Consider the following 20,637-nt stretch of genomic DNA (forward strand, 5'->3'; position numbering starts at 1 on the left):
CCGGGCGTCCAGGTGAATACATAGACGGGCCAAAGCTTCGCCGTGTCGCGACTCGATTCGAGCCACGGTCCTCCGAACCTCACGGCACGTCACGGCGCACGTTGCTCATCCCGCCTCGCCTGCCAGGCAGAAACGACCGTCGGCAGTGATCTCGACCAGCCCGTCGACCAGCAGTGAGTCGAGTGCGCGGTCGCGCTGGGCGGTGTCGGTCAGCCAGACGACGTCGAGCCTGTCACGTACGACCGGCTCGTCGGTGCCGCGTAGAACGTCGAGCAGTAAGCCGCGAACCTGGCGGTCGGTGCCCGCGAACTTCTGCACCCTCCGGGGCGGCCCCGCGTGCGCGGGTCTGCCTGCCTCGACCCAGGCGCAGGTCAGCGGGCACGCCCCGCAATCGGGCTTTCGGGCGGTGCAGACGAGAGCGCCGAGCTCCATGAGTGCAGCGCTGAAACGCGGAGCCGAGGACGCGTAGTCGCCGTCGACATCCCGGGGGAGCAGGGCGTCTGCGTCGGCGAGATCCCGCTTCGACGGATTGCCGGGCTCCGCACGTCCGTGGACCGCTCGGGCGACCACACGACGGACGTTGGTGTCTACGACGGGGACGGCCTGTCCGTACGCGAAACAGGCCACGGCCCTGGCTGTGTAGTCGCCGATGCCCGGCAAGGTGAGCATCGTCGCGACGTCGGCGGGCACGACGTCGTCGTGTTCGGTGGAGAGCACGCGCGCACATTCGTGCAGCCGCAGCGCGCGCCGCGGGTAACCGAGCTTGCCCCACGCGCGCAGCACGTCGCCGGGTGATGCCGCTGCCATCGCCGACGGTACGGGCCAACGTCGCACCCACTCGCGCCATGGTTCGACGACCCGCGAGACCGGGGTCTGCTGGAGCATGATCTCGCTGATGAGGATCTGCCAGCCGGAGAGCCCGGGCTCGCGCCACGGGAGGTCGCGTTCGTTGGCGTCGAACCAACCCAGGAGCACTTGAGGTGGCAGACTAAACGGCATGATCGGATTGACCCCGAAACAGGCGTGGGACGTGCTGCGCGAAGGCAACCGGCGCTTCATCAACGGAGAGTCTGAACATCCCAGTCAGGGTATCGAGGACCGCGCGCGACTCGTCGCGGGCCAGCACCCTCACGTGGTGTTGTTCGGCTGCGCGGACTCTCGTCTCGCCGCAGAGATCATCTTCGACCAGGGGCTCGGCGACATGTTCGTCGTCCGCACGGCAGGCCACGTGGTCGACTCCGCGGTGATGGGATCGTTGGAATACGCGGCAGAGGTACTCGAGGTGCCGCTGGTGGTGATTCTGGGCCACGACAGTTGCGGTGCGGTCAAAGCGACGCTCGACGCCCTCGACGACCTGCAGATTCCTGGCGGGTACATCCGCGACGTGGTCGAACGCGTCACGCCGAGCATCCTTGCGGGCCGCAGCGAGGGGCTGACCAGGGTCGACGAGTTCGAGGCACGGCACGTCGTCGAAACGGGGCGGTTGCTGATGCAGCGCAGTCGGATCATCGCCGACCGCGTGGCCAACGGGAAACTCGCCATCGTGGGTCTGACGTACGCGCTCAACGAGGGCGCAGTTCAGCTGCGGGGTGCCTACGGCGACATCGGGCAGGGCTACGTCGAGATCGGCGGACCCGAAGGACACGTGCACAAGGGTCACCACGAAGCATCCGACGCGGCATCGGCCGCAGTGGACGGCGCTGCCGTGGACGAGGCTGCCTCGGCCTGATGAGCGCCGGCGGCAGGACGCCGCAGCTCGAGTCAACCTTTAGACTTTGCGCCGGTCAGGCGCGCTTTTCTCGGCGACACGCCGCATCGGGTCAACCGTGCTGCAGAAACTGGCCGTTAGCGTGGACGCGTGATCGAACCGCAGGGCCCGCTTCCGTCTGAGATCTACTGGCGTCGTCGCATCGTCGCCGGTGGTGTCGCGGTTGCCGCGCTCGCCCTGGTCATCGGTCTGATCGTGTGGACGACCTCCGGCGGCGACAAGTCGCCGTCGAACACGGCATCGGCATCGTCGATGTCGACCACCACGAGTCCGGCGTACGGATCGTCGGAATCCTCGGGCGCGCCGTCCGGTGGGGCGGTGTCGGGTGGCGGTACGGGCGGAGGGGGCGGCGCGGCCGCGGGCGCCTCCGGCCAGCCGGGTGCGTCGCCGGCGTCGGGTAGCGCAGCGGCTCCGGCCGTCGGAGCGGACGGCACGCCGCTGTGCCCGGACCAGAACATCGCCGTGGTGCTCTACACCGACAAGCCGACATACACCGTGGGCGACCAGCCCGTGTTCACGATCGTCACCACCAACGCCGGACTGACCGCGTGCGCCCGCGACGTCGGGAAGGCGGCACAGAACGTCGTCGTGCGAACCCTCGACGGCACGCGCACGCTGTGGGCGGCGCAGGACTGTTCGCCGCTCAAGGATGTGAACACGGTTGTGTTGCAGCCGCAGCAGCAGGCCAAGGACACCATCACCTGGTCGGGGACCACGAGCAATCCGGGTTGCGACAAGCCGCGCGTGCAGGTGCCTGTCGGTTCGTATCAGGCCATCGGCAAGATCGGCGAGAAGGAGTCGGCGCCGATCACGTTCAACGTGGTGGCACCCGCCCAGCAGTAGCCATCCGATCAGGGCGTCGCCGCTAGTCGAATCTCTCGATGCTCGTCTCGGCCAGTCGCGACAGGCCCTCGCGGATGTGGCGCGCCCAGATACCACCGATGCCCTCGATGGCCTGGAGGTCGGCGGCAGACGACGCGAGCAGTGCCTGCAGCGTGCCGAAGCTGCGCACGAGGCGATCGATGTGTGCGAATTGCAGCCGCGAGATACCTGCCAGCAGGCGGTAGCCGCGCGGACTCATCGCGGTGTCCTGCGCCTCGATCGTCGTCGGATACCCGAACGCTCCCGCCAGCAGGCTGAGGTCGAGTAGGTCGGCGTCGGAGAGTTCCTCGATTGCCTCCAGCGAGCTGCGGACCTCCTCGGTTGTCGCAGGTTCCGGACTCGCGTAGTAGTCGCGCACCAGCAGTTCGCGCATCGTGTCGTTCTCGGCGATGAGCTCCTCGAGCTGCAGGCTCACCTGTCTACCGTTGACGCCGAGTTCGAGCACGTAGTCGTCGATCTCGGCCGAGACCCGACGGACCATCTCCATCCGTTGAGCGGTCGACATCGCATCGCGCAACAAGACGTAGTCCTCGATCTCGGCGCGCGACAACGCGGCGCTGACGTCGTCGAGTCGCGCCTTGTACCGCTCGAGCGTCGACAATGCGACGTTGGCGCGCGAGAGGATCGGGTCGGGACTCTCGACCACCTTGCGCAGTCCGTCGACGTAGACGCTGACGATCGACATCGACGCACTCACCGAGATCACCGGGTGTCCGGTCTGGATGGCGGTGCGCTCGGCCGACCGATGCCTGGTACCCGACTCCTCGGTGGGGATCGACGGGTCGGGGACGAGCTGGACGTTGGCCCGCACGATCCGCTTACCGTCCGTCGACAACACCACCGCGCCGTCCATCTTGGCGAGCTCGCGCAAACGCGTCGGTGCGAATTCGACGTCGAGGTGGAAGCCGCCGTCGCAGATCTTCTCCACATCGGAGTCGTGTCCGATGACGATCAGCGCGCCGGTGCCGCCGCGGAGGATGCGCTCGAGTCCGTCGCGCAGCCCCGTCCCGGGAGCCACCCGGGCGAGCGTCTCACGCATCAGCTCGGAGCGTGCGCCCGGCTCGGTTCGCGCGACGTCGCTCATGCTCAGGTCCCTTCTCCACGGCCGCGCATGAAGGTCGCGGTCCGTCGCAGACTAGGGTAACGGCACGTGAGACGTGACTTCGTGGTGCCCACCGACCTCGACCCCCTGGTACGCCACCCGAAGGCCGCTGCCCCCGGCCAGGTGATCCGCATGCACAATCCGCTGTGTTTCGGCTGCGGTGCGGAATCGGCGCAGGGACTGCACCTCGAGGTGCGCGCGTCCGACGGGTTCGCGGTCGAGACGTCGATGCGCGTCGAGCCACGATTCGAGGGCGGCCCGGGGGTGATCCACGGCGGCATCCTGTCGACGGCCATGGACGAGGTCATGGGTACGGTCCCGCTGCTGGTCGGACCGTCGGCGGTCACGGTGCACCTCGAGGTCGATTTCGTCGCGCCCGTTCCGATCGGTTCGACGCTGTACCTGCGCGCGGAGATCCTCGGCAGGCAGCGCCGCAAGGTCTATGTCGAGGCCGTGGGACACCTCGGCGACCCGTCGCAGCCGGTCGTGGCGGGGCACAGCATCTTCGTGACCATCGACGCGCGCCAACACTTCGCGCAGCACGTCGACAACAGCGCCATGGCCGACGAGTACAAGCAGCGCATGTCCCGGCCATGAGTCGCCCGGGAGCCACACCCAGCGCGGCGGCGTCGTAGACGCGGCCCGAATCGGGGAACGCGGTTGGTACACCGACCGCGTCCACCGACTCGGGCGGCGTGTGGGCCGGCTCTACGGTCGGATCTGAACGGGTACGGGTCAGAACGGGGCGCGGGAGGCGTCGACCGGGGTGACGAATGCTGCACGCATCGCGTCGGCGAGCACTGAGACGCGGGTGATCCTGATGCCCTCGGGAAGCTGATCGTCTGAGCCTGCCGGGATGATCGCGTGCGTGAAACCCAATCGTTTGGCCTCCGCCACCCGACGCCCGACCGCGGAGACACGACGCACCTCACCCGCGAGACCCACCTCGCCGATCGCGACCGTGGTACGTGGCGTCGGCTTGTTCTTGATGAAGGAGTTCACCGCGAGCGCGATCCCGAGGTCGGCGGCGGGTTCGGTGACCTTCATGCCGCCGACGGTTGACAGGTAGACCTCTCGTTCGCCGAGAGGCAGCCCGGACCGACCCTGCAGCACCGCGAGGACCATCGAGGCACGCGCGGAGTCGAGACCTGACACCGCACGCCGTGGGTTGGCCATCTTCGAGTCGGCGAGCAACGCCTGGATCTCACCGACCAGAGCGCGCTTGCCGTCCATCGCGACGATCGCCGACGAACCGCTCACGTCCGAATCGTGGTGGTGCACGAAGAGTCCCGACGGATCGGTGACCTGGTGGATGCCGTCGGAGCGCTGCTCGAAACACCCGACCTCGTCGGCGGAACCGAAACGGTTCTTGATGCCGCGGACCATGCGCAGCGACGTGTGGCGGTCGCCCTCGAACGACAGCACGACGTCGACGAGATGCTCGAGCGACCGCGGTCCGGCGACCGCGCCGTCTTTGGTGACATGCCCGACGAGGATGACGGCGATCCCGCGGTTCTTGGCCAGCGAGACGAGTGCCGTGGTGACCGCGCGGATCTGCGTCACCCCGCCGGTCACGCCGTCGGTTCCGGTGGCGACCATCGTCTGTACCGAATCGACCACGAGGAGGGAGGGTCGGACGGCGTCGACGTGGCCGAGTACGGTCGCGAGGTCGGTTTCGGCTGCGAGATAGACGTTTTCGTGGACAGCGTCGGTGCGCTCCGCGCGCAGCCGAACCTGCCCGGCGGACTCCTCGCCGGTCAGGTACAACGCGGTACGCCCACTGCGAGCCCAGTGCTTGACGGTCTCGAGAAGCAACGTCGACTTCCCGACCCCCGGCTCGCCCGCGAGTAGGATCACCGACCCCGGGACCACACCGCGGCCGAGTACGCGGTCGAATTCGCCTATGCCCGTTGGGATCGCATTCGACGAGGCGGCGTCGACCTGGGTGATGGGAACCGCCGGACTCGACGGTGCGACGGCGCTGTGCGATGCGGTGGCCGACGGCAGAGCCGCGACCTCGTCGACGGTGCCCCATTCGCCGCATTCTGGACATCGGCCGACCCATTTGGCGACGGTATGGCCGCAGGCCGAGCAACGGTACGACGACTTGGGTTTGGCCACGCAGACAAGACTAGGGCAGTGCACCGACAAGCCCCGGAGCGGTTGCTCCGGGGCTTGTGTGAGGAATGCGTGTGGCGGTGAGTGTCAGTTGGGCAGGACGTTCGGGGCTTCCTCGGCGTGCTCGTCGGCAGGGTTCTCGGCCTCGCGGACCTTGTCCTGACGGGTGAGCAAGGTGCCGGAGTCGACCGGGGTGTCGACCGTGACCGAACCCACCGGCGTCGTAGCGCCGTTGGCGTCGACCTTCTCGAAGCTGAAGGTCAGCTTGGTGGTCAGTCCGACAGCGACGGACTTGCCGGTGCCGTCGAGGGTGGCGGTCATGCGCTTCTCCTCGACGGGGTTGGGGATGTCGGTCTGCTGGATCAGCGCAGCGGGTTCACCCGCGCGCAGCGCCTTGCCGGGTAGGAGGTCGTACTTGTCCTCGAGCGTCACGTTGCCCTGCTGCGCGGTCACGTTGGTCAGACGGTAGGTGTCGATCTCGCTCTGGTTGGCGATCACCCAGGACAGTTCGAACGGGCCGCCGTTGTCGAAGACCGACGCCGCATTCTGCGCGGGGTAGATGATCTGCACGTCGCGCAGCTCGATCTTGCCGAGGTTCGCGCTGTTGCCGTTGACCGCGGGCAACTGGTTGGCCGTCTGGGCGATCTGGCCCGCTCCGCAGCCGGTTGTGCCGAAAGCGACCGCGATTCCGACGGCGGCGATGACAGTGGCCTGGCCGAGGCGACGCACACGACGACTCGGTCGGGTGGATCCACCGTCGGTTGACCCCTTGAGCGATGACACAGACACCCGTTCCTCCCAGGTAATCGAAAGGCCGAAATCGCTTGGCGCGAACCCTGCACTACGCAGCGTAGTGGGCGGGCGCGTCAAAAGCCCGACGGGGTACCGGATTGGTATCTGCGAGCCGCGTTCGACGTCGCCCGCGGGCGGGGCGTCGGCGGTTCGGCGAATCGCTCATCCGGAGGCTGTGAAACGAGCTCTTGCGTGTTGTCTCCGAGGCTGTTATGGCCTCACCCGCTCACCTGCCCTAACACCGGTCCGAGCTGGGCTGCGGGCTCGGAGTAGTGCCTTGACCTGCACCGTTGGATGTGACCTAAATGACCACCGTGCTAGACTGGGCCTACTCGAAAGGGGCATGGAACATTGAATTTCAAAGTTGGCGACACCGTTGTCTACCCCCATCACGGTGCTGCTCGGGTCGAAGACATCGTTACCCGGACCATCAAGGGTGAGCAGATCGAATACCTCGTTCTGAAGGTTGCCGATGGTGATATGACCGTTCAGATTCCCTCGACCAAGTTGGAATACGTCGGCGTCCGAGACGTCGTCGGTGAAGAGGGTCTCGACCAGGTGTTCCAGGTGCTGCGGGCGCCGCACACCGAAGAGCCCACCAACTGGGCTCGTCGCTTCAAGGCCAATCAGGAGAAGCTGATCTCCGGAGACATCATCAAGGTGGCCGAGATCGTTCGCGACCTGTGGCGTCGCGAGCAGGACCGTGGTCTGTCCGCAGGCGAGAAGCGCATGCTGACCCGCGCTCGTCGTGTGCTGGTCGACGAACTCTCCCTCGCGCAGAACACCGACGACGAGAGAGCCACCAGCATTCTCGACGAGGTGCTGGCCGCAGCGTCGTGACGCTGACGATCAACTGACCGATGTGGCGGCTGTGACCGCGCCGACGACGAGGGTCATCATCCCCGCCGCGGGATCGGGCACACGGTTGGGACTCGACCAGCCGAAAGCATTCGTCGATCTCGCCGGTTCGACAATCCTCGAGCATTGTGTGGCGGGCGTTCGAGACTGGAGCATCGACGTCGAGATCGTCGTCGTCGTTCCTGCCGATCTGGTCGAGCGCGCAGCCGAGCTCGTTCCGTCTGCAATCGTGGTGGCCGGGGGAGCGCACCGGTCCGAGTCGGTGCGAGCCGGGCTCGCGATCAGCGGCGACGCCGACATCGTGCTCGTGCACGACGCGGCGCGGCCGCTGACACCTCCCGCCGTTTTTCGCCGGGTGCGTGACGCGGTCCTCTCCGGACATCGGGCGGTGGTCCCCGGACTGCCCGTTGTCGACACGCTCAAGCGTGTCGACAACGACGGACGGGTTCTCGACACCGTCGACCGTGAACCGCTCCGCGCGGTCCAGACTCCGCAGGGGTTCGCCCGTGAAGCCCTGGCGGCAGCCCACGCCGGCGATGCGGGTCTCGCAACAGACGACGCAGGACTCGTCGAGCGGATAGGCATCGACGTACACGTCGTGGTCGGCGATCCACTGGCATTCAAGATCACCACACCGTGGGACCTTCGTGTCGCACGCGACCTGGTGGCAGAACGTCTCCGTGTGGCGAATCCCCGACCGGAGAGCTCGTCTGACGGAGGCGTCTTCTCGCAAGGAGTCCGTTCATGAGGGTCGGTATCGGTACCGACGCACATGCCCTGGACCCGACCGTCCCGTGCTGGATGGTTGGGTTGTTCTTTCCCGACACGCCCGGATGCGCCGGGCACTCCGACGGTGACGTCGGCGCGCACGCGCTGTGCGACGCCGTGCTGTCGGCGGCGGGTCTCGGCGATGTCGGATCGGTCTTCGGTACAGGACGCCCCGAGTGGGACGGGGTCTCTGGCACGACGATGCTCGCGCATGTCGCGCAATTGGTTTCCGACGCCGGGTTCACGGTGGTCAACGGAGCGGTGCAGGTCATCGGGAACAAGCCCAAGATCGGCCCGCGTCGAGCGGAGGCCCAGGACGCGCTAAGCAACGCCCTCGGCGCTCCGGTATCGGTCTCGGCCACGACAACTGACGGACTCGGCATGACAGGTCGCGGCGAAGGTGTCGCCGCAGTGGCGACGGCGTTGGTCACCCGCGGCTGAGCCGACCGGGCTCACCGGCGCAGGTCTGAGATCTGCGACCGGTAGAATCGCACGTCGTGACCCTGCGCCTACATGACACCGCTGCTCGAGAGGTGCGCGAGTTCGTTCCGCTGCACCCCGGCCGAGTGACGATCTACCTGTGTGGTGCCACCGTCCAGGGTGTCCCGCACATCGGTCACGTGCGCAGCGGCATCGCCTTCGACGTGCTGCGGCGCTGGCTCGAGTACAAGGGCAACGACGTCCTGTTCGTCCGCAATGTGACCGATATCGACGACAAGATCCTCCGCAAGGCAGCCGACGCCGGGCGCCCCTGGTGGGAGTGGGCCGCAACGCACGAGCGCGAGTTCGCGCATGCCTACGACGCACTCGGTGTGCAGCCGCCGTCGGCCGAGCCGCGCGCCACGGGCTTCGTCACGCAGATGGTCGAGTACATGGAGCGTCTCATCGCGCGCGGACACGCCTACGCCTCCGACGGCAACGTGTACTTCGACGTGCGCAGTCTTCCCGACTACGGTGCGCTCTCGGGGCAGAAGCTCGACGACATGCACCAGGGCGAGAGCGCGGGCACCGGCAAACGCAACCCGCAGGACTTCACCCTGTGGAAGGCGGCGAAGCCGGGTGAACCGTCGTGGCCGACGCCGTGGGGGCCGGGTCGGCCGGGCTGGCACCTCGAATGCTCGGCGATGGCGACGTCGCTGCTGGGGTCGGAGTTCGACATCCACTGCGGTGGAATGGATCTGATCTTCCCGCACCACGAGAACGAGATCGCGCAGGCGCACGGCGCCGGCGACCCGTTCGCCCGGTACTGGCTGCACAACGGCTGGGTCACCATGGGGGGCGAGAAGATGAGCAAATCGCTCGGCAACGTCGTGGCCATTCCGGCGATGCTGCAGCGGGTGCGGGCCGTCGAACTGCGCTATTACCTCGGAAGTGCGCACTATCGGTCGATGCTCGAGTACTCAGAGGGCGCGTTGACCGAGGCCGCCGCCGGTTATCGGCGGATCGAATCCTTTGTCGGCCGGGTGGTTTCGCGCGTGGGTGCAGTCCCGCTCGGGGAGATCCATCCCGACTTCGCCACGGCTCTCGACGATGATCTCGGCGTCCCTGCGGCGTTGGCGACGATCCACAATGTCGTGCGTGAGGGCAACACGGCGCTGGAGGCAGGGGACGGCGAGGCGGCACTCGCCGCTGCGGCATCGGTGCGCACGATGATGGGTGTACTCGGCGTCGATCCGCTCGACGAACACTGGGCGGAGGGCGGAGACGAGACCGACGCGATGTCGGCGCTCGACGTGTTGGTGCACGCCGAACTCGACCGGCGGACACAGGCTCGCGCAGAGAAGGACTGGGCCACGGCCGACGCCGTACGTGACCGCATGTCGGTGGCCGGTATCGAGGTCACCGACACCCCCGACGGCCCCACCTGGGCGCTCAAGGGCAAGTAAGCAACTCCAGCGGACGGGACGACAACGATGGCCGGAAACTCCAAACGCAGAGGCGCGGTGCGCAAGTCGGGCAGCAAGAAGGGCCAGACGGTCGGCTCCGGCGGCCAGCGGCGTCGCGGACTCGAAGGTCGGGGAGCGACCCCGAAGGCCGTCGACCGTCCGTACCATCCGGCCCACAAGAAGGCGAAGGCGGCCGGGAAAAGTGTTGCGGGACGGCCGAATCCGCGTCGCAAGGACGACGGTCCGGAGTACGTGCTCGGCCGCAACCCGGTCCTCGAGTGTCTGCGCGCCGGCGTTCCGGCGACGGCACTCTACATCGCAGTCAACAGCGAACCGGACGACCGCGTCGCGGAATCGGTGAAACTCGCTGCAGACAATGGCATCGCGATCCTCGAGGTCGGCAAGCCAGAACTCGACCGCATGTCGGCCAACGGACTCCACCAGGGCATCGCGTTGCAGGTGCCCGAGTACCGCTACGCCCACCCCGACGATCTCATGCGTGATGCCATCGAATCGGGCACACCGCCGCTGCTCGTGGCGCTCGACAACATCACCGACCCGCGCAACCTGGGCGCCGTGATCCGTTCGGTCGCCGCGTTCGGCGGGCACGGCGTCGTCATCCCGGCGCGCCGCAGTGCCAGTGTCACGGCTGTCGCATGGCGCACCAGCGCGGGCGCAGCCGCCCGTCTGCCGGTCGCCCAGGCCTCGAATCTGACCCGCACTCTCAAAGACTGGGCGGAGACAGGTGCGCAGATCGTCGGCCTCGACACGGAAGGCGACGTGACCCTCGACGACTACGACGGCACCGGCCCGACGGTGATCGTCGTCGGGTCGGAGGGCAAGGGCCTGTCGCGCCTCGTCCGGGAGACCTGCGACTCGATCCTGTCGATCCCGATGGCGGGCGATGTCGAGAGCCTCAACGCCTCGGTCGCGGCGGGCGTGGTGCTCGCAGAGTTCGCGCGGCAGCGTCGGCAACAGTAGTCCCGACCGGTAGGAGGTCAGGCCCGTCACCAGCGCGCCCGAGCATTCGTTAGGTTGGTGTACATGACGCTCATCGACACCATCGTGACCACTGCCGACGGGCTCGTCGGCGGGCGCAGGGGCAAGCTCGCGCGACGCGGCACCATCAGCTGGAAAGCCATCCCCTTCGCCGCTCCGCCCGTCGGTGCGGGCCGGTTCCGGGAGGCGCAGCCGGTCGCGCCGTGGCCAGGCGTGCGTGACTGCACGAAGTTCGGCAACGCCGCGGTCCAGGAGCGTCGGTTCACCGCAACCGGGCCCGGGCGATACGCCCCGACCAGTGAGGACTGTCTGACACTCAACGTCTTCTCGCCGGAGACCGAGCCGTCGACGCCGCGGCCGGTGATGGTGTTCATTCACGGAGGCGCCTACATCCTCGGCACGGCTGCCACGCCGCTGTACGACGGTTCGCTGCTCGCACGTGCCCAGGACGTCGTCGTCGTCACCGTGCAGTACCGCTTCGGGGCCTTCGGACTGCTCGATTTCAGCCAGTATTCGACGAGTGACCGCACCTTCGACGAGAACCCCGGGCTGTCGGATATGCTCGCCGCGCTGCGCTGGGTGCAACGCAACATCGCGGCCTTCGGCGGCGATCCGGACAACGTCACGGTGTTCGGCGAGAGCGCCGGCGGCTCTGCCGTGCTGACACTGCTCGCGACCCCCGACGCCGAGGGGTTGTTCGCACGCGCCATCGCAGAGAGTCCCGCCCCGGAGCTGGTCATCGACAAGTCGAGTGCCACGGTGTTCGCCGACGAGTTCGTGCGTCTCCTGCGCGATCCCGACCGACGCAGCAGCGGCGTCGACGATCGTGGCGCGGCGATCGATCCCGCCCTCGCCCGTCGACTCCTCGACGGTGCGAGCACCGAGGAGATCTTCCGCGCGAGCAATCGTCTGATGCGCTTCGCGTCGCGGGCGCAGACGCCGGAGCCGGTGCCGTTCGCACCCGTCGCCGGTAGCAGGCTCCTGCCGCAACTGCCTGTCGTGGCAGCGAGAGAAGGGACCACACATCCGGTTCCGCTGATCGTCGGCGGCAACAGGGACGAGGGCAAGCTCTTCGAGAAGCTCTGGAACATGCTGCCCGACGCCGAACGGATGCTGCTACGTGTCGAGGACGAGGGAGCTCGTGAGCAGATATCGGCGCTCTACACCGGTCCGGGCGAGAGACTGCGGCTCTCGGCCGACGCCACGTTCTGGGCGCCGACGGTTGCCTTCGCCGACGGGCACAGCCGCACAGCGCCGACCTTCTCCTATCGCTACGACTTCTTCACCAAGGTGCTCGGCAAGCTGGGCGTCGGCGCGACACACGCGACCGAGTTGTTCGCGGTGTTCGGCGCGTTCCGGTCCGCGCTCGGCGCGCCTCTGAGCGTCGGGGACTGGCGCGCCGTCGCACGGGTCACCGCCGACGTGCAGTCACGGTGGGGGGCGTTCGCACGTACCGGTGTGCCGGGTTCGGACTGGCCTCGCTACTCGGAGGACACGCGCGAGATCCTGGTCATCGACCGGACCGACCACATCGAGACGGATCCGCACGGCGAGCGTCGCCTCGCGTGGCATGAAGGCACAGGCTTCGTCGCCGGCGGGGTCCTCGAGGAGGCCGAGGAGCTCGGATCAGAATTCGACGCTGCTCGGGGGATCTGACGCCAGATAGGTCAGCACCAGCGGATTGAACAGATGCGGCGACTCGAGCGGCAGGATGTGTGTGCCCGGAAGGACGGCGAGTCGGCCGTGGGGGAGAGTCGATGCGAGGTCGAGGGAATGCTCGATTCGGACGATGCCGCAGTCGGCGGCGACCACGAGGGTCGGGGCGGTCACCGCCGCGAAATCGGTGGTCTCGAAGGTGGGTTCGACCCGCAGCATGGCGATGGTCTTGTCGAAGCTCGCATCGGTCTCGGAAGCGCTGTGCAGAAAGCCCTCACGTAGGCACTCGACGAGGACAGCGTCGTGGTCGTCGTCGCCGTCGTGGTCGTCGGGGTCATCGATCGGCGCCAGGCCGCGACGATTGACGTAGCTGCCCGTCGTGACGATCCGCGCGACGAGATCGGGGCGACGCAGGGCGATCATCAGCGCGACCACACCACCGTCGCTCCAACCGACGATGTTCGCGGGTTCGCGCACGACGTTCTCGAGGTACACGATCACCTGGTCGGCCATCGAGGAGAAGCTGGACGGGCCCGCACGCTCGGGACTGTGACCGTGGCCGCTGCGCTCAGGCGCGTACAGACGTAGACCGGCGTCGGCGAAATCGCCGAACTGGGCGCCCCAACTCGACGCCGACGAGAACGAGCCGTGCAACAGGACCGTCGGCGGTCCCATCGGATCGCCACCCTGGAAATGCCACAGGAGGTCGCCGTCGATGTCGACGAACGTTCCGCCGTCGACCCGGTCGCCGACACTCGGTGGCGCATCGCGGAAATGCGTGTCGATCATCCGCTCAAGACTCCGGCCAACCCTCCCAGGCGGCGACAACTGCCGTTGGACATGCGGCCCATGCTTCCAGAGACCGTCGGGCGTTTGGACACGGAAAGGACTCGAAAGCGCAACGGCAGCACACACGCCGCAGGTCAACCACTGCGACGCTGACATGGTGATGTGTGTTGCCTGACAGGCGGATCAGAGCACCATTAGCCTCGAACGTGTAAGTGCTTGCTTGTCGGTCAGAAGCGTGTCACGAAGAGGTTGGTGGATCCCCGTCACGGGAGATTGGGTGTGAAGATTGAGCGCGTGCCGTCGGGTTCTCGTGATCGCCACGGCATTGTGTGCCGTACTCGCATTGTCCGGCGTCGGTCAGGCGCTCGCTGCGCAGGGCGACACTCCGCCCCCATTGAGCCTGCGATCGATCGGCGCGGCTGACGACATCACATTCGCGGGACAGCAGGCGCAGGTCAGCATGTCGATTCCGGTGCCGCAGAATCTCTCGCCGGACAAGCTGCGCGGAACCGTCTCGGTGCCTCCCTTCGTGACCGGCGGAACCGTCGACGTCATGCAGGGAGACCGGGTGATCTCGCGTACGCCGATCAATCCCGCGCCGAACTCGCCCATCGAACTGTCACTCTCCGGTGCCACCGTCGCCAGGAACGCGGCCGACATCACGTTGCGTGCGTACCTGACTGTGAGTGGCATCTGTCAGTTCGATCCGGACAACGCATTCCACATCCGCGACGCGACCGTCTCGTTCACCGGCCGTGAGGCGATACCGCGGAACGTTGCCGAGTTCCTCCCACCCATCCTCCGGAAGCTGACGATCTTCGTCCCACAGAAACCGTCGCGAGAAGAAGGGGCGGCAGCAGTCGGTCTGGCAACGTCCGTCGCCGCGAATTACGGCACCGCAGATTTCGACGTCGACGTCGAGGCATTGCAGGCGGGGTCGACCGCACCGACCGGTCAGCCGGATTCACTGGAACGTCAGATCGTGATCAGCAGTGCCGCCCCGGAGGGCCTGACGGTACGTGATCAGAACGGGTCCGCGTATCTGACGATCGGTGGCCAACCGAATCAGCTGACAACGCAGGCCCGCGCGCTGACCTCGAACTTGTCGGCCATCACCCAGAGTTCGTCGGCTGTCGCCGGGCCGCTGCACAGCGCACCGCAGCTCAGCCCCGACGTCCAGACACTGGCCGATCTGGGAATCACCGATCAGATCGTCACGTCGTCGGCGTGGCCGTCGATCACGCTCGGCATCGACCAGACACGACTGGGCAGACCGTCGAAGGACATCCGTGTGCAGCTCATCGGGTCGGCAACACCGGCAGCCGACGGGTCGTCGCCGGTGGTGTCGGTACGCCTGGGTCAGCGTGTGATCGCGACGATCAAGACCGGCGCATCAGGATCGTTCAACCAGTGGGTCGATCTCCCGAACAATGCGTTGAGCAGGTACAACGAACTGGTCGTGACTCTCGAGCGCGGCGGCGTCCGTGAAGGATGTGGCAACGGCACCCGCGGATCGCTGAGCGTCTCGGCCGCAGGCGAGGTCCGCAGCACCGAACCCGACGAGCCGCTGCCCGCGGGACTGGGCTCGATGCCCCAGGCGCTGATGCCGCGAACACAAGTCGCATGGACCAAGGGCGACGTCCCCGACGTCGCGCGTGCTGTGTCGCTCATGACGACGATGCAGCGGTTGTCGACCGTACCGATCGGCGTCGACGTGGTGTCGATGTCCGACGTCTCGTCGTCGACCCAGCCCGCGGTGGTCGTCGCCGCCGACGGGTCCGGATTGCCCGGCGGACTCTCGCTGCCGGTGACGCAGAAGTCCGGCACCATCACCGTCCGTTCCGCATCGGGTGCGACGTCGAAGGTCACGCTGAGCCCCCAGGTCGAATTCGGATCCCTGCAGGTGACACGGGACGATGGCCGTAGCGTGCTGGTGGCCACTTCGACCGACGATGCAACAGACCTCGACGACCTGTTGCGCTGGTTCTCCGACACCGACAACGCGTCGGGCGCCTCCGGGGACGCGGCGTTGAAGATCGCCGGCCGCGATCCGATCACCGTCGACGCCGGCGACCACTCGGAGGCCTCGACCGGTCACCCGCTCGCGTGGCTGATCGTCGTCTGTGTGCTGCTGGGCGCGGTCATCCTGGTCCTGATCGTCGCCGCGGCGGTGAAACTCGTGGCGCGCCGGCACCGAGGCGACGACAGCGAGCGATGACCGTCACCGAAGCACCCGAGGAATCCCCCGACGCGTCGTCGGACGAGTCGAGGCGCGCCGGGCGGTCGATCGTGGAGCGGCTGCTGTTGCGCTGGCTGGCGTTGATCGCTCTGACAGTGCTCGCGTATTGGCACAACCTGGGCCAGATCGCTCGCGAGATAGTCATACTGGGCTCCGATCTCGACTACATCGTCGTCGTGCTCGTCCTCGCGATCATGGCCGCCTACGGGGTGACGCTTCGACGCAGCGAGGAACGCGCGATCCGGGACCGACAGACCGACATCATCGTCGGCGTCATCGTCATGCTGCTGTCGTTCTGCTTCGCCGGAGCGCTGACCAACAGGTTCACCGGATCGCTGTATCTGCTGACACATCTCGATCTCCTCGGGCTGTGGACCTTCTTCTTCGGTGGTTGCATCCTGATGTTCGGGTTACGGCCGACGATGCGCTATCACTGGGTCTGGTTGTTCGGACTGGCGGCCTTTCCGATCGTCTATCGGGTCGCGCTGCTGTCGCTGGGCGGAAACGAGGTGGCGGCGGGCATCGTGATGACGGCTCTCGGTGCCTTCGCGGCAGCCATCGCCGTCGGTCGTGATCGCAGGTCGGCACTCGTCGGCTTCGTCGCGGCGGGCGTCGTGGGGCTGGTGATCATCGCGGTCGTGCGAGCCGTCCGTCCGAGCGCACCCCTGCTCGTCTATCAGGCACTGCCCGCCGTCGGTAGCGTCTTCGTCGTCGGTCTGATCGCCTATCTGCGTCGGCGCAGGCGCACTTCGCCGCGTCCATTCGACCGGCCGCTCTACGAGCCGGGAGTCGACCGCGTCAAGGTCGGGGCGGCGGCAGTTCTGGTTGTCTCAGCAGTCATCACGCTGCTCCTGCCCTATCAGCGGGTGGTGGTGACTCCTACTCCGACCATCGCGGGTCTGACCACGAGGGCTCCGCTGATCGTTCCCGACGCCTGGCGACAGGACGGGCCGACGTTGCGCTACGACTGGGTCGGAGACTTTTATGGTCCCGGCGCCGTGCTGGCACGCCAGAATCTATTGCAACAGACCGGTGACGTGGCGTTCGACAAGGAGGCCCGCCCACGCAAGCTGATTGCCGACACCATCGAGACGCGGTATCCGTTTCGCTTCGATCTCTACCCGCTGGTCTTCACCTACGACCTCTTCGGAGACCGCTTCTCCGCCCCGGTGCTGGTGATGCTGCCGCACGGCATTCCCGCGGTCCTCGAGGTGATCCTCGACGACACCCGGTACCTGACCTACACCGTGCTGTCGTGGCAGTGGGGCAACGGCGAGCACGCGCAGAAAGTGGCGCTGTGGTCGGTCGACAACCACGAGCCGGACGCCTATTTCCCCCAACCCGATCAAACGATCCTCAAGAACCTGCGCCAGCTGTTCAACGTCACGCTGCGCGGCGACGCGGTGATCCGCGACGACCAGCCCGACTTCAAGGACCGCCAGTTGGTGCTCGACGCGGGACGCGACGTCGTCAACGCACAACTCTCCCGCGTCCGGCGAGAGGATCAGCCATGACCGAATCCGTGCCCGGTCACTTCGATTTCACTTCGCCGACGACGAAAGCGGAGGTAGACCAACGGCTCTCGGACGAGAAGTACCGCACAGCGGCGCTCGACGACGCGATCAACCGGTTGCGCCGCGAGGACCCGATGATGACCGCATCGGTGGCGTTCAGTCGCGCACAGAAGGTCATCGGCGCTGTCGTACTCGCCGTCATCGTGGTGGGCTTCGTGTTCTGGCCGGTCGGTACCGCGGCAACGCTGGTCTCGATCGCGACGCTGATCTACATCGTGTCGCTCATCGAGCGCCTCAACACATTTCGTCTCGGCCTCGTCAACGGCGCGATCCGGATCTCCGACGACGACGCCCGAGCCATCCCCGACGACGAACTGCCGCGCTACACCGTCCTCGTGCCCGCCTACGGTGAACCGGAGGTCGTCGGCCAGTTGATCGAGGCGATGGAGTCGTTCGAGTACCCACAGGACAAGTTGCAGGTGCTGCTGCTGCTCGAGGAGGACGACGCACCGACCATCGAGGCCGCGCACGCGGTCGATTCGTCGCCGATCATCACCTCTGTGCTGACCCCGCCGGGCGACCCGCGGACCAAACCGAAGGCCTGCAACTACGGATTACACTTCGCCACAGGCGATATCGTCACGATCTTCGACGCCGAGGACCATCCCGACCCGTTACAGCTGCGCCGGGTTGTCGCGACACTGCGGCAACTCGACGACGACTCCGTCATCTGTGTGCAGGGCAAACTGAGCTTCTACAACGTCACCGACAACGTGCTCACACAGTGGTTCACAGCCGACTACGGCATCTGGTTCGGCTACCTGCTGCCGGGGCTCATGGTCAGCAAGGCGACGATTCCGTTGGGCGGCACGTCGAATCACTTCCGCAAGGACATGCTCGTCGAACTCGGCGCATGGGACCCGTTCAACGTCACCGAGGACGCCGACCTCGGAGTGCGCATCGCCGGGCAGGGTTACCGCACCGCGGTGCTCGACTCGGTGACCCTCGAGGAGGCGAACGTCGACGGCATCAACTGGATTCGGCAACGCTCCCGTTGGTACAAGGGCTACATGCAGACGTGGCTCGTCCACATGCGTAGGCCGCGACGGCTGTTCCACTTCATGGGCCTTATCGGCATGTTGCGCTTCACCCTGCTGATCGCGGGCACACCATTCATCGCCTGCATGAACATGATCTTCTGGTTGATCCTGATCGTGTGGATCGCCGGGCAGCCGTCGTTCATCGCCGAGCTGTTCCCCGGCCCCATCTATTACTTGTCGCTCATCTCGTTCGTCCTCGGCAACAGCGCCGCGATCTACATGACGCTCGTCGCCAACCGTGAAGACGATCGGGGCGAACTGCTCTGGTCGGCTCTGATCGTCCCGTTCTACTGGGTGATGATGAGCATCGCGGCGATCAAGGGCATGTGGCAGTTGCTGTTCCGGCCGTCGTACTGGGAGAAGACAGCCCACGGTCTCACCTCTGATGCGACGCCGACGGCGGGTGGCGGTGCCGACGATTCGTCCGCCACCGCAGACGGAATGTCGGGGTCGTCGAGCACTTCGCCGCAGGCGGCCCCATGACTCGCCGATCGGTCGCTCTGTGGCTGGTCGTGTGGCTGGCCTATCTGGCGTTCGGTGTGTATCTGGCTGCGGGCCTGCACGTCTACTTCGGTGATTCGCTGTCGCGGGTCCAGGCGGCGCAGAGCGTGCTGTTCAGTCGGGATCCCCACCTCGCTGCCATCGGCTTCATCTTCACTCCGCTGACTGCGCTGGTGCAACTGCCGCTCACCGCACTGTCGGTGTGGTGGCCGCAGATGACCACCGACGCGTTGTCGGCCGCGATCATGTCGTCGGCGTTCATGGCGGGCGCCGTGGTGCAGGTGTCGGGCATCGCGCGCGACCGTGCGCTGCCGAGGACCATGGCGATCGTCGTGACCCTGGTGTTCGCTCTCAACCCGATGATCGTGCTCTACGCCGCCAACGGGATGAGTGAGGCTCCGTACATCTTCTTTCTCGCGTGGGCGGTCCGTCGACTCATCCGATGGGTCGACACCGACGACGTTCACGAATTGATCGTTGCGGGAATCGCTTTGGGACTCGCCTACCTCACGAGGTACGACGGTGCCGTGGCCGCCTTCGTTGCAGGCTGCTTCGTCGCCTTCGTGACCTATCGACGCTCCGACAAGGCATTCGGGCGCCGACTCCGCGTGCAGCGCGCTCTCCTCGATGTCGTGCTCGTCGCCTCACCGAGTCTCCTCGCGTTCATCGTCTGGGCGATGACGAGTTGGCTGATCACCGGTCAGGCGTTCGCGCAGTTCACCTCTCAGTACGGCAACACCGCGATCATCGACCAGTCCGGCGGCACCGGCAGTGACACGGGCATCGACTCGTTGCGCTTCGCGATCACGGAGCTGCTCATCCTCGCGCCGCTGTATGTTGTGTTGTTCGTGCTCGTGGCGTGGGTCCGTATCCGCCGTCATCGGCTGTATCCGCTCGTGGTTCCCGTGTTGATCATCGGCGCGGTGATCGCTTTCCAGGTGTACAGCTATGTGCGCGGAACGACGTTCGGCTTCCTGCGCTTCTACATGACCGTCATCCTGCTGGCCGCGGTGACGGCGTTGCTCGCCACGCCTGCGCGGCGCGTCGAGCCCTACCTGCGACTCGGTCCGCGCGCCGCACTGCCGCAGGTCGATTCGCGGGCCGGGAGGGGGTGGCGCTACGGCGTGATCGGCACCGTCGCGGTACTCGCATTCGCGGTCGGGCTGCCGGTCACTGCGGCGGGCATGACGTCAGCGAAGTACGCACCGCAGGAGTTCGCGTATCGATCAGTCGTTGCGCCCACCCCGGATTCGACGGAGAAACGACACCTCGACGAGGCGCGGGTGCTGAGGTCGTTCTCCACCGAGCGAGCCCTCGCGCAGTACCTCGACTCTCTCCATCTCCCGGACGGCAGTGTGCTCGCCGACACCGTGTTCGGATTCGCGGTCATCGTCCAGTCGCGACATCCCAAGCAGTTCGTCATCCCGTCGGATCAGGACTTCGACCGAATCCTCAATGACCCGGCCAGGTTCGGCGTGCGGTTCCTGCTCGCCGTACCGCGCTCGGGCCGCGGGTCGTCGGATGCCCTCAACATTCGCTATCCGACTCTCTACGAGAACGGTGGCCAGGTGTCGACGTTGGTGCTCGAGGCGCGCAATCAGGGCGCCAACATGCCGATCTGGCGGGTATACGAGGTGAATCCGTCAGCGTCGTGACGGTTCATTG

General features: G+C 66.6%; 18 protein-coding genes. 13 read left to right on the top strand and 5 right to left on the bottom strand.

Annotated features, from left to right (window positions below; genetic code table 11):
- Nucleotides 1-105: 105 nt before the first annotated feature.
- The gene (locus LK459_RS13980; RefSeq protein WP_227918991.1) at nt 106-999 is read right to left on the bottom strand and encodes an HhH-GPD family protein; all 894 of its coding nucleotides are present in this window, start codon (nt 997-999) and stop codon (nt 106-108) included.
- On the opposite strand from LK459_RS13980, the gene LK459_RS13985 reads away from it, so the two are divergent.
- Together LK459_RS13985 and LK459_RS13990 are read left to right on the top strand one after the other, a co-directional pair.
- Nucleotides 998-1,729, top strand: a complete 732-nt coding sequence (locus LK459_RS13985; RefSeq protein ID WP_227918995.1) for a carbonic anhydrase — start codon at nt 998-1,000, stop codon at nt 1,727-1,729. The genes LK459_RS13980 and LK459_RS13985 overlap by 2 nt on opposite strands.
- A 129-nt stretch (nt 1,730-1,858) precedes the next feature.
- Entirely contained in the window at nt 1,859-2,611 is a 753-nt protein-coding gene (locus tag LK459_RS13990) for a hypothetical protein (RefSeq protein WP_007239785.1), read from the top strand.
- A gap of 22 nt (nt 2,612-2,633) precedes the next feature.
- Here the strand turns inward: LK459_RS13990 and disA are convergent, their stop codons facing one another.
- On the bottom strand, nt 2,634-3,734 hold the full coding sequence (gene disA / locus LK459_RS13995; RefSeq protein WP_007239784.1) for a DNA integrity scanning diadenylate cyclase DisA: 1,101 nt from the start codon (nt 3,732-3,734) through the stop codon (nt 2,634-2,636).
- Between the two features lie 66 nt (nt 3,735-3,800).
- Between disA and LK459_RS14000 the strand changes: the two genes are divergently transcribed.
- On the top strand, nt 3,801-4,349 hold the full coding sequence (locus LK459_RS14000; RefSeq protein ID WP_039994248.1) for a PaaI family thioesterase: 549 nt from the start codon (nt 3,801-3,803) through the stop codon (nt 4,347-4,349).
- 138 nt (nt 4,350-4,487) lie between these two features.
- Here LK459_RS14000 and radA read toward each other — a convergent pair whose 3' ends face one another.
- Together radA and LK459_RS14010 are read right to left on the bottom strand one after the other, a co-directional pair.
- Entirely contained in the window at nt 4,488-5,873 is a 1,386-nt protein-coding gene (gene radA, locus LK459_RS14005; RefSeq protein WP_227918997.1) for a DNA repair protein RadA, read from the bottom strand.
- A gap of 84 nt (nt 5,874-5,957) precedes the next feature.
- Nucleotides 5,958-6,659 carry a hypothetical protein gene (locus LK459_RS14010; RefSeq protein ID WP_227918999.1) on the bottom strand — a complete coding sequence of 234 codons (702 nt, stop codon included), beginning with the start codon at nt 6,657-6,659 and terminating at the stop codon, nt 5,958-5,960.
- A gap of 354 nt (nt 6,660-7,013) precedes the next feature.
- Here LK459_RS14010 and LK459_RS14015 point away from each other — a divergent pair, with 354 nt between their 5' ends.
- The 6 genes from LK459_RS14015 (at nt 7,014) to LK459_RS14040 (ending at nt 12,829) form a co-directional block, all read left to right on the top strand.
- Entirely contained in the window at nt 7,014-7,502 is a 489-nt protein-coding gene (locus LK459_RS14015; RefSeq protein WP_005204805.1) for a CarD family transcriptional regulator, read from the top strand.
- Between the two features lie 31 nt (nt 7,503-7,533).
- The gene (gene ispD / locus LK459_RS14020; protein ID WP_227923751.1) at nt 7,534-8,268 is read left to right on the top strand and encodes a 2-C-methyl-D-erythritol 4-phosphate cytidylyltransferase; all 735 of its coding nucleotides are present in this window, start codon (nt 7,534-7,536) and stop codon (nt 8,266-8,268) included.
- Nucleotides 8,265-8,729, top strand: coding sequence for a 2-C-methyl-D-erythritol 2,4-cyclodiphosphate synthase (ispF, locus tag LK459_RS14025; protein ID WP_227919001.1), 465 nt, complete (start codon nt 8,265-8,267; stop codon nt 8,727-8,729). Before ispD ends, ispF begins: the two co-directional genes overlap by 4 nt.
- 56 nt (nt 8,730-8,785) lie before the next feature.
- Nucleotides 8,786-10,174 carry a cysteine--tRNA ligase gene (gene cysS / locus LK459_RS14030; RefSeq protein WP_227919003.1) on the top strand — a complete coding sequence of 463 codons (1,389 nt, stop codon included), beginning with the start codon at nt 8,786-8,788 and terminating at the stop codon, nt 10,172-10,174.
- A gap of 27 nt (nt 10,175-10,201) precedes the next feature.
- The gene (gene rlmB / locus LK459_RS14035; protein ID WP_227919009.1) at nt 10,202-11,155 is read left to right on the top strand and encodes a 23S rRNA (guanosine(2251)-2'-O)-methyltransferase RlmB; all 954 of its coding nucleotides are present in this window, start codon (nt 10,202-10,204) and stop codon (nt 11,153-11,155) included.
- Nucleotides 11,156-11,218: 63 nt separating this feature from the next.
- Nucleotides 11,219-12,829, top strand: coding sequence for a carboxylesterase/lipase family protein (locus LK459_RS14040; RefSeq protein ID WP_227919011.1), 1,611 nt, complete (start codon nt 11,219-11,221; stop codon nt 12,827-12,829).
- Here the strand turns inward: LK459_RS14040 and LK459_RS14045 are convergent.
- Nucleotides 12,800-13,618, bottom strand: a complete 819-nt coding sequence (locus LK459_RS14045; protein WP_227919013.1) for an alpha/beta fold hydrolase — start codon at nt 13,616-13,618, stop codon at nt 12,800-12,802. The genes LK459_RS14040 and LK459_RS14045 overlap by 30 nt on opposite strands.
- 286 nt (nt 13,619-13,904) lie before the next feature.
- Between LK459_RS14045 and LK459_RS14050 the strand changes: the two genes are divergently transcribed.
- From LK459_RS14050 to LK459_RS14065, 4 genes are read left to right on the top strand one after another with little or no spacing between them, the layout of a single operon-like run.
- On the top strand, nt 13,905-15,836 hold the full coding sequence (locus LK459_RS14050; RefSeq protein WP_227919015.1) for a hypothetical protein: 1,932 nt from the start codon (nt 13,905-13,907) through the stop codon (nt 15,834-15,836).
- Nucleotides 15,833-17,371, top strand: coding sequence for a hypothetical protein (locus LK459_RS14055; RefSeq protein WP_227919016.1), 1,539 nt, complete (start codon nt 15,833-15,835; stop codon nt 17,369-17,371). Before LK459_RS14050 ends, LK459_RS14055 begins: the two co-directional genes overlap by 4 nt.
- Complete coding sequence (locus LK459_RS14060; RefSeq protein WP_227919017.1) at nt 17,368-18,954, top strand: glycosyltransferase; 1,587 nt, start codon at nt 17,368-17,370, stop codon at nt 18,952-18,954. Before LK459_RS14055 ends, LK459_RS14060 begins: the two co-directional genes overlap by 4 nt.
- Entirely contained in the window at nt 18,951-20,627 is a 1,677-nt protein-coding gene (locus LK459_RS14065) for an ArnT family glycosyltransferase (RefSeq protein WP_227919018.1), read from the top strand. The genes LK459_RS14060 and LK459_RS14065 overlap by 4 nt, the downstream gene beginning before the upstream one ends.
- The last annotated feature ends 10 nt before the right edge of the window (nt 20,628-20,637 follow it).

The organism is Gordonia otitidis, assembly GCF_020735545.1.
Lineage (GTDB): Bacteria > Actinomycetota > Actinomycetes > Mycobacteriales > Mycobacteriaceae > Gordonia > Gordonia otitidis.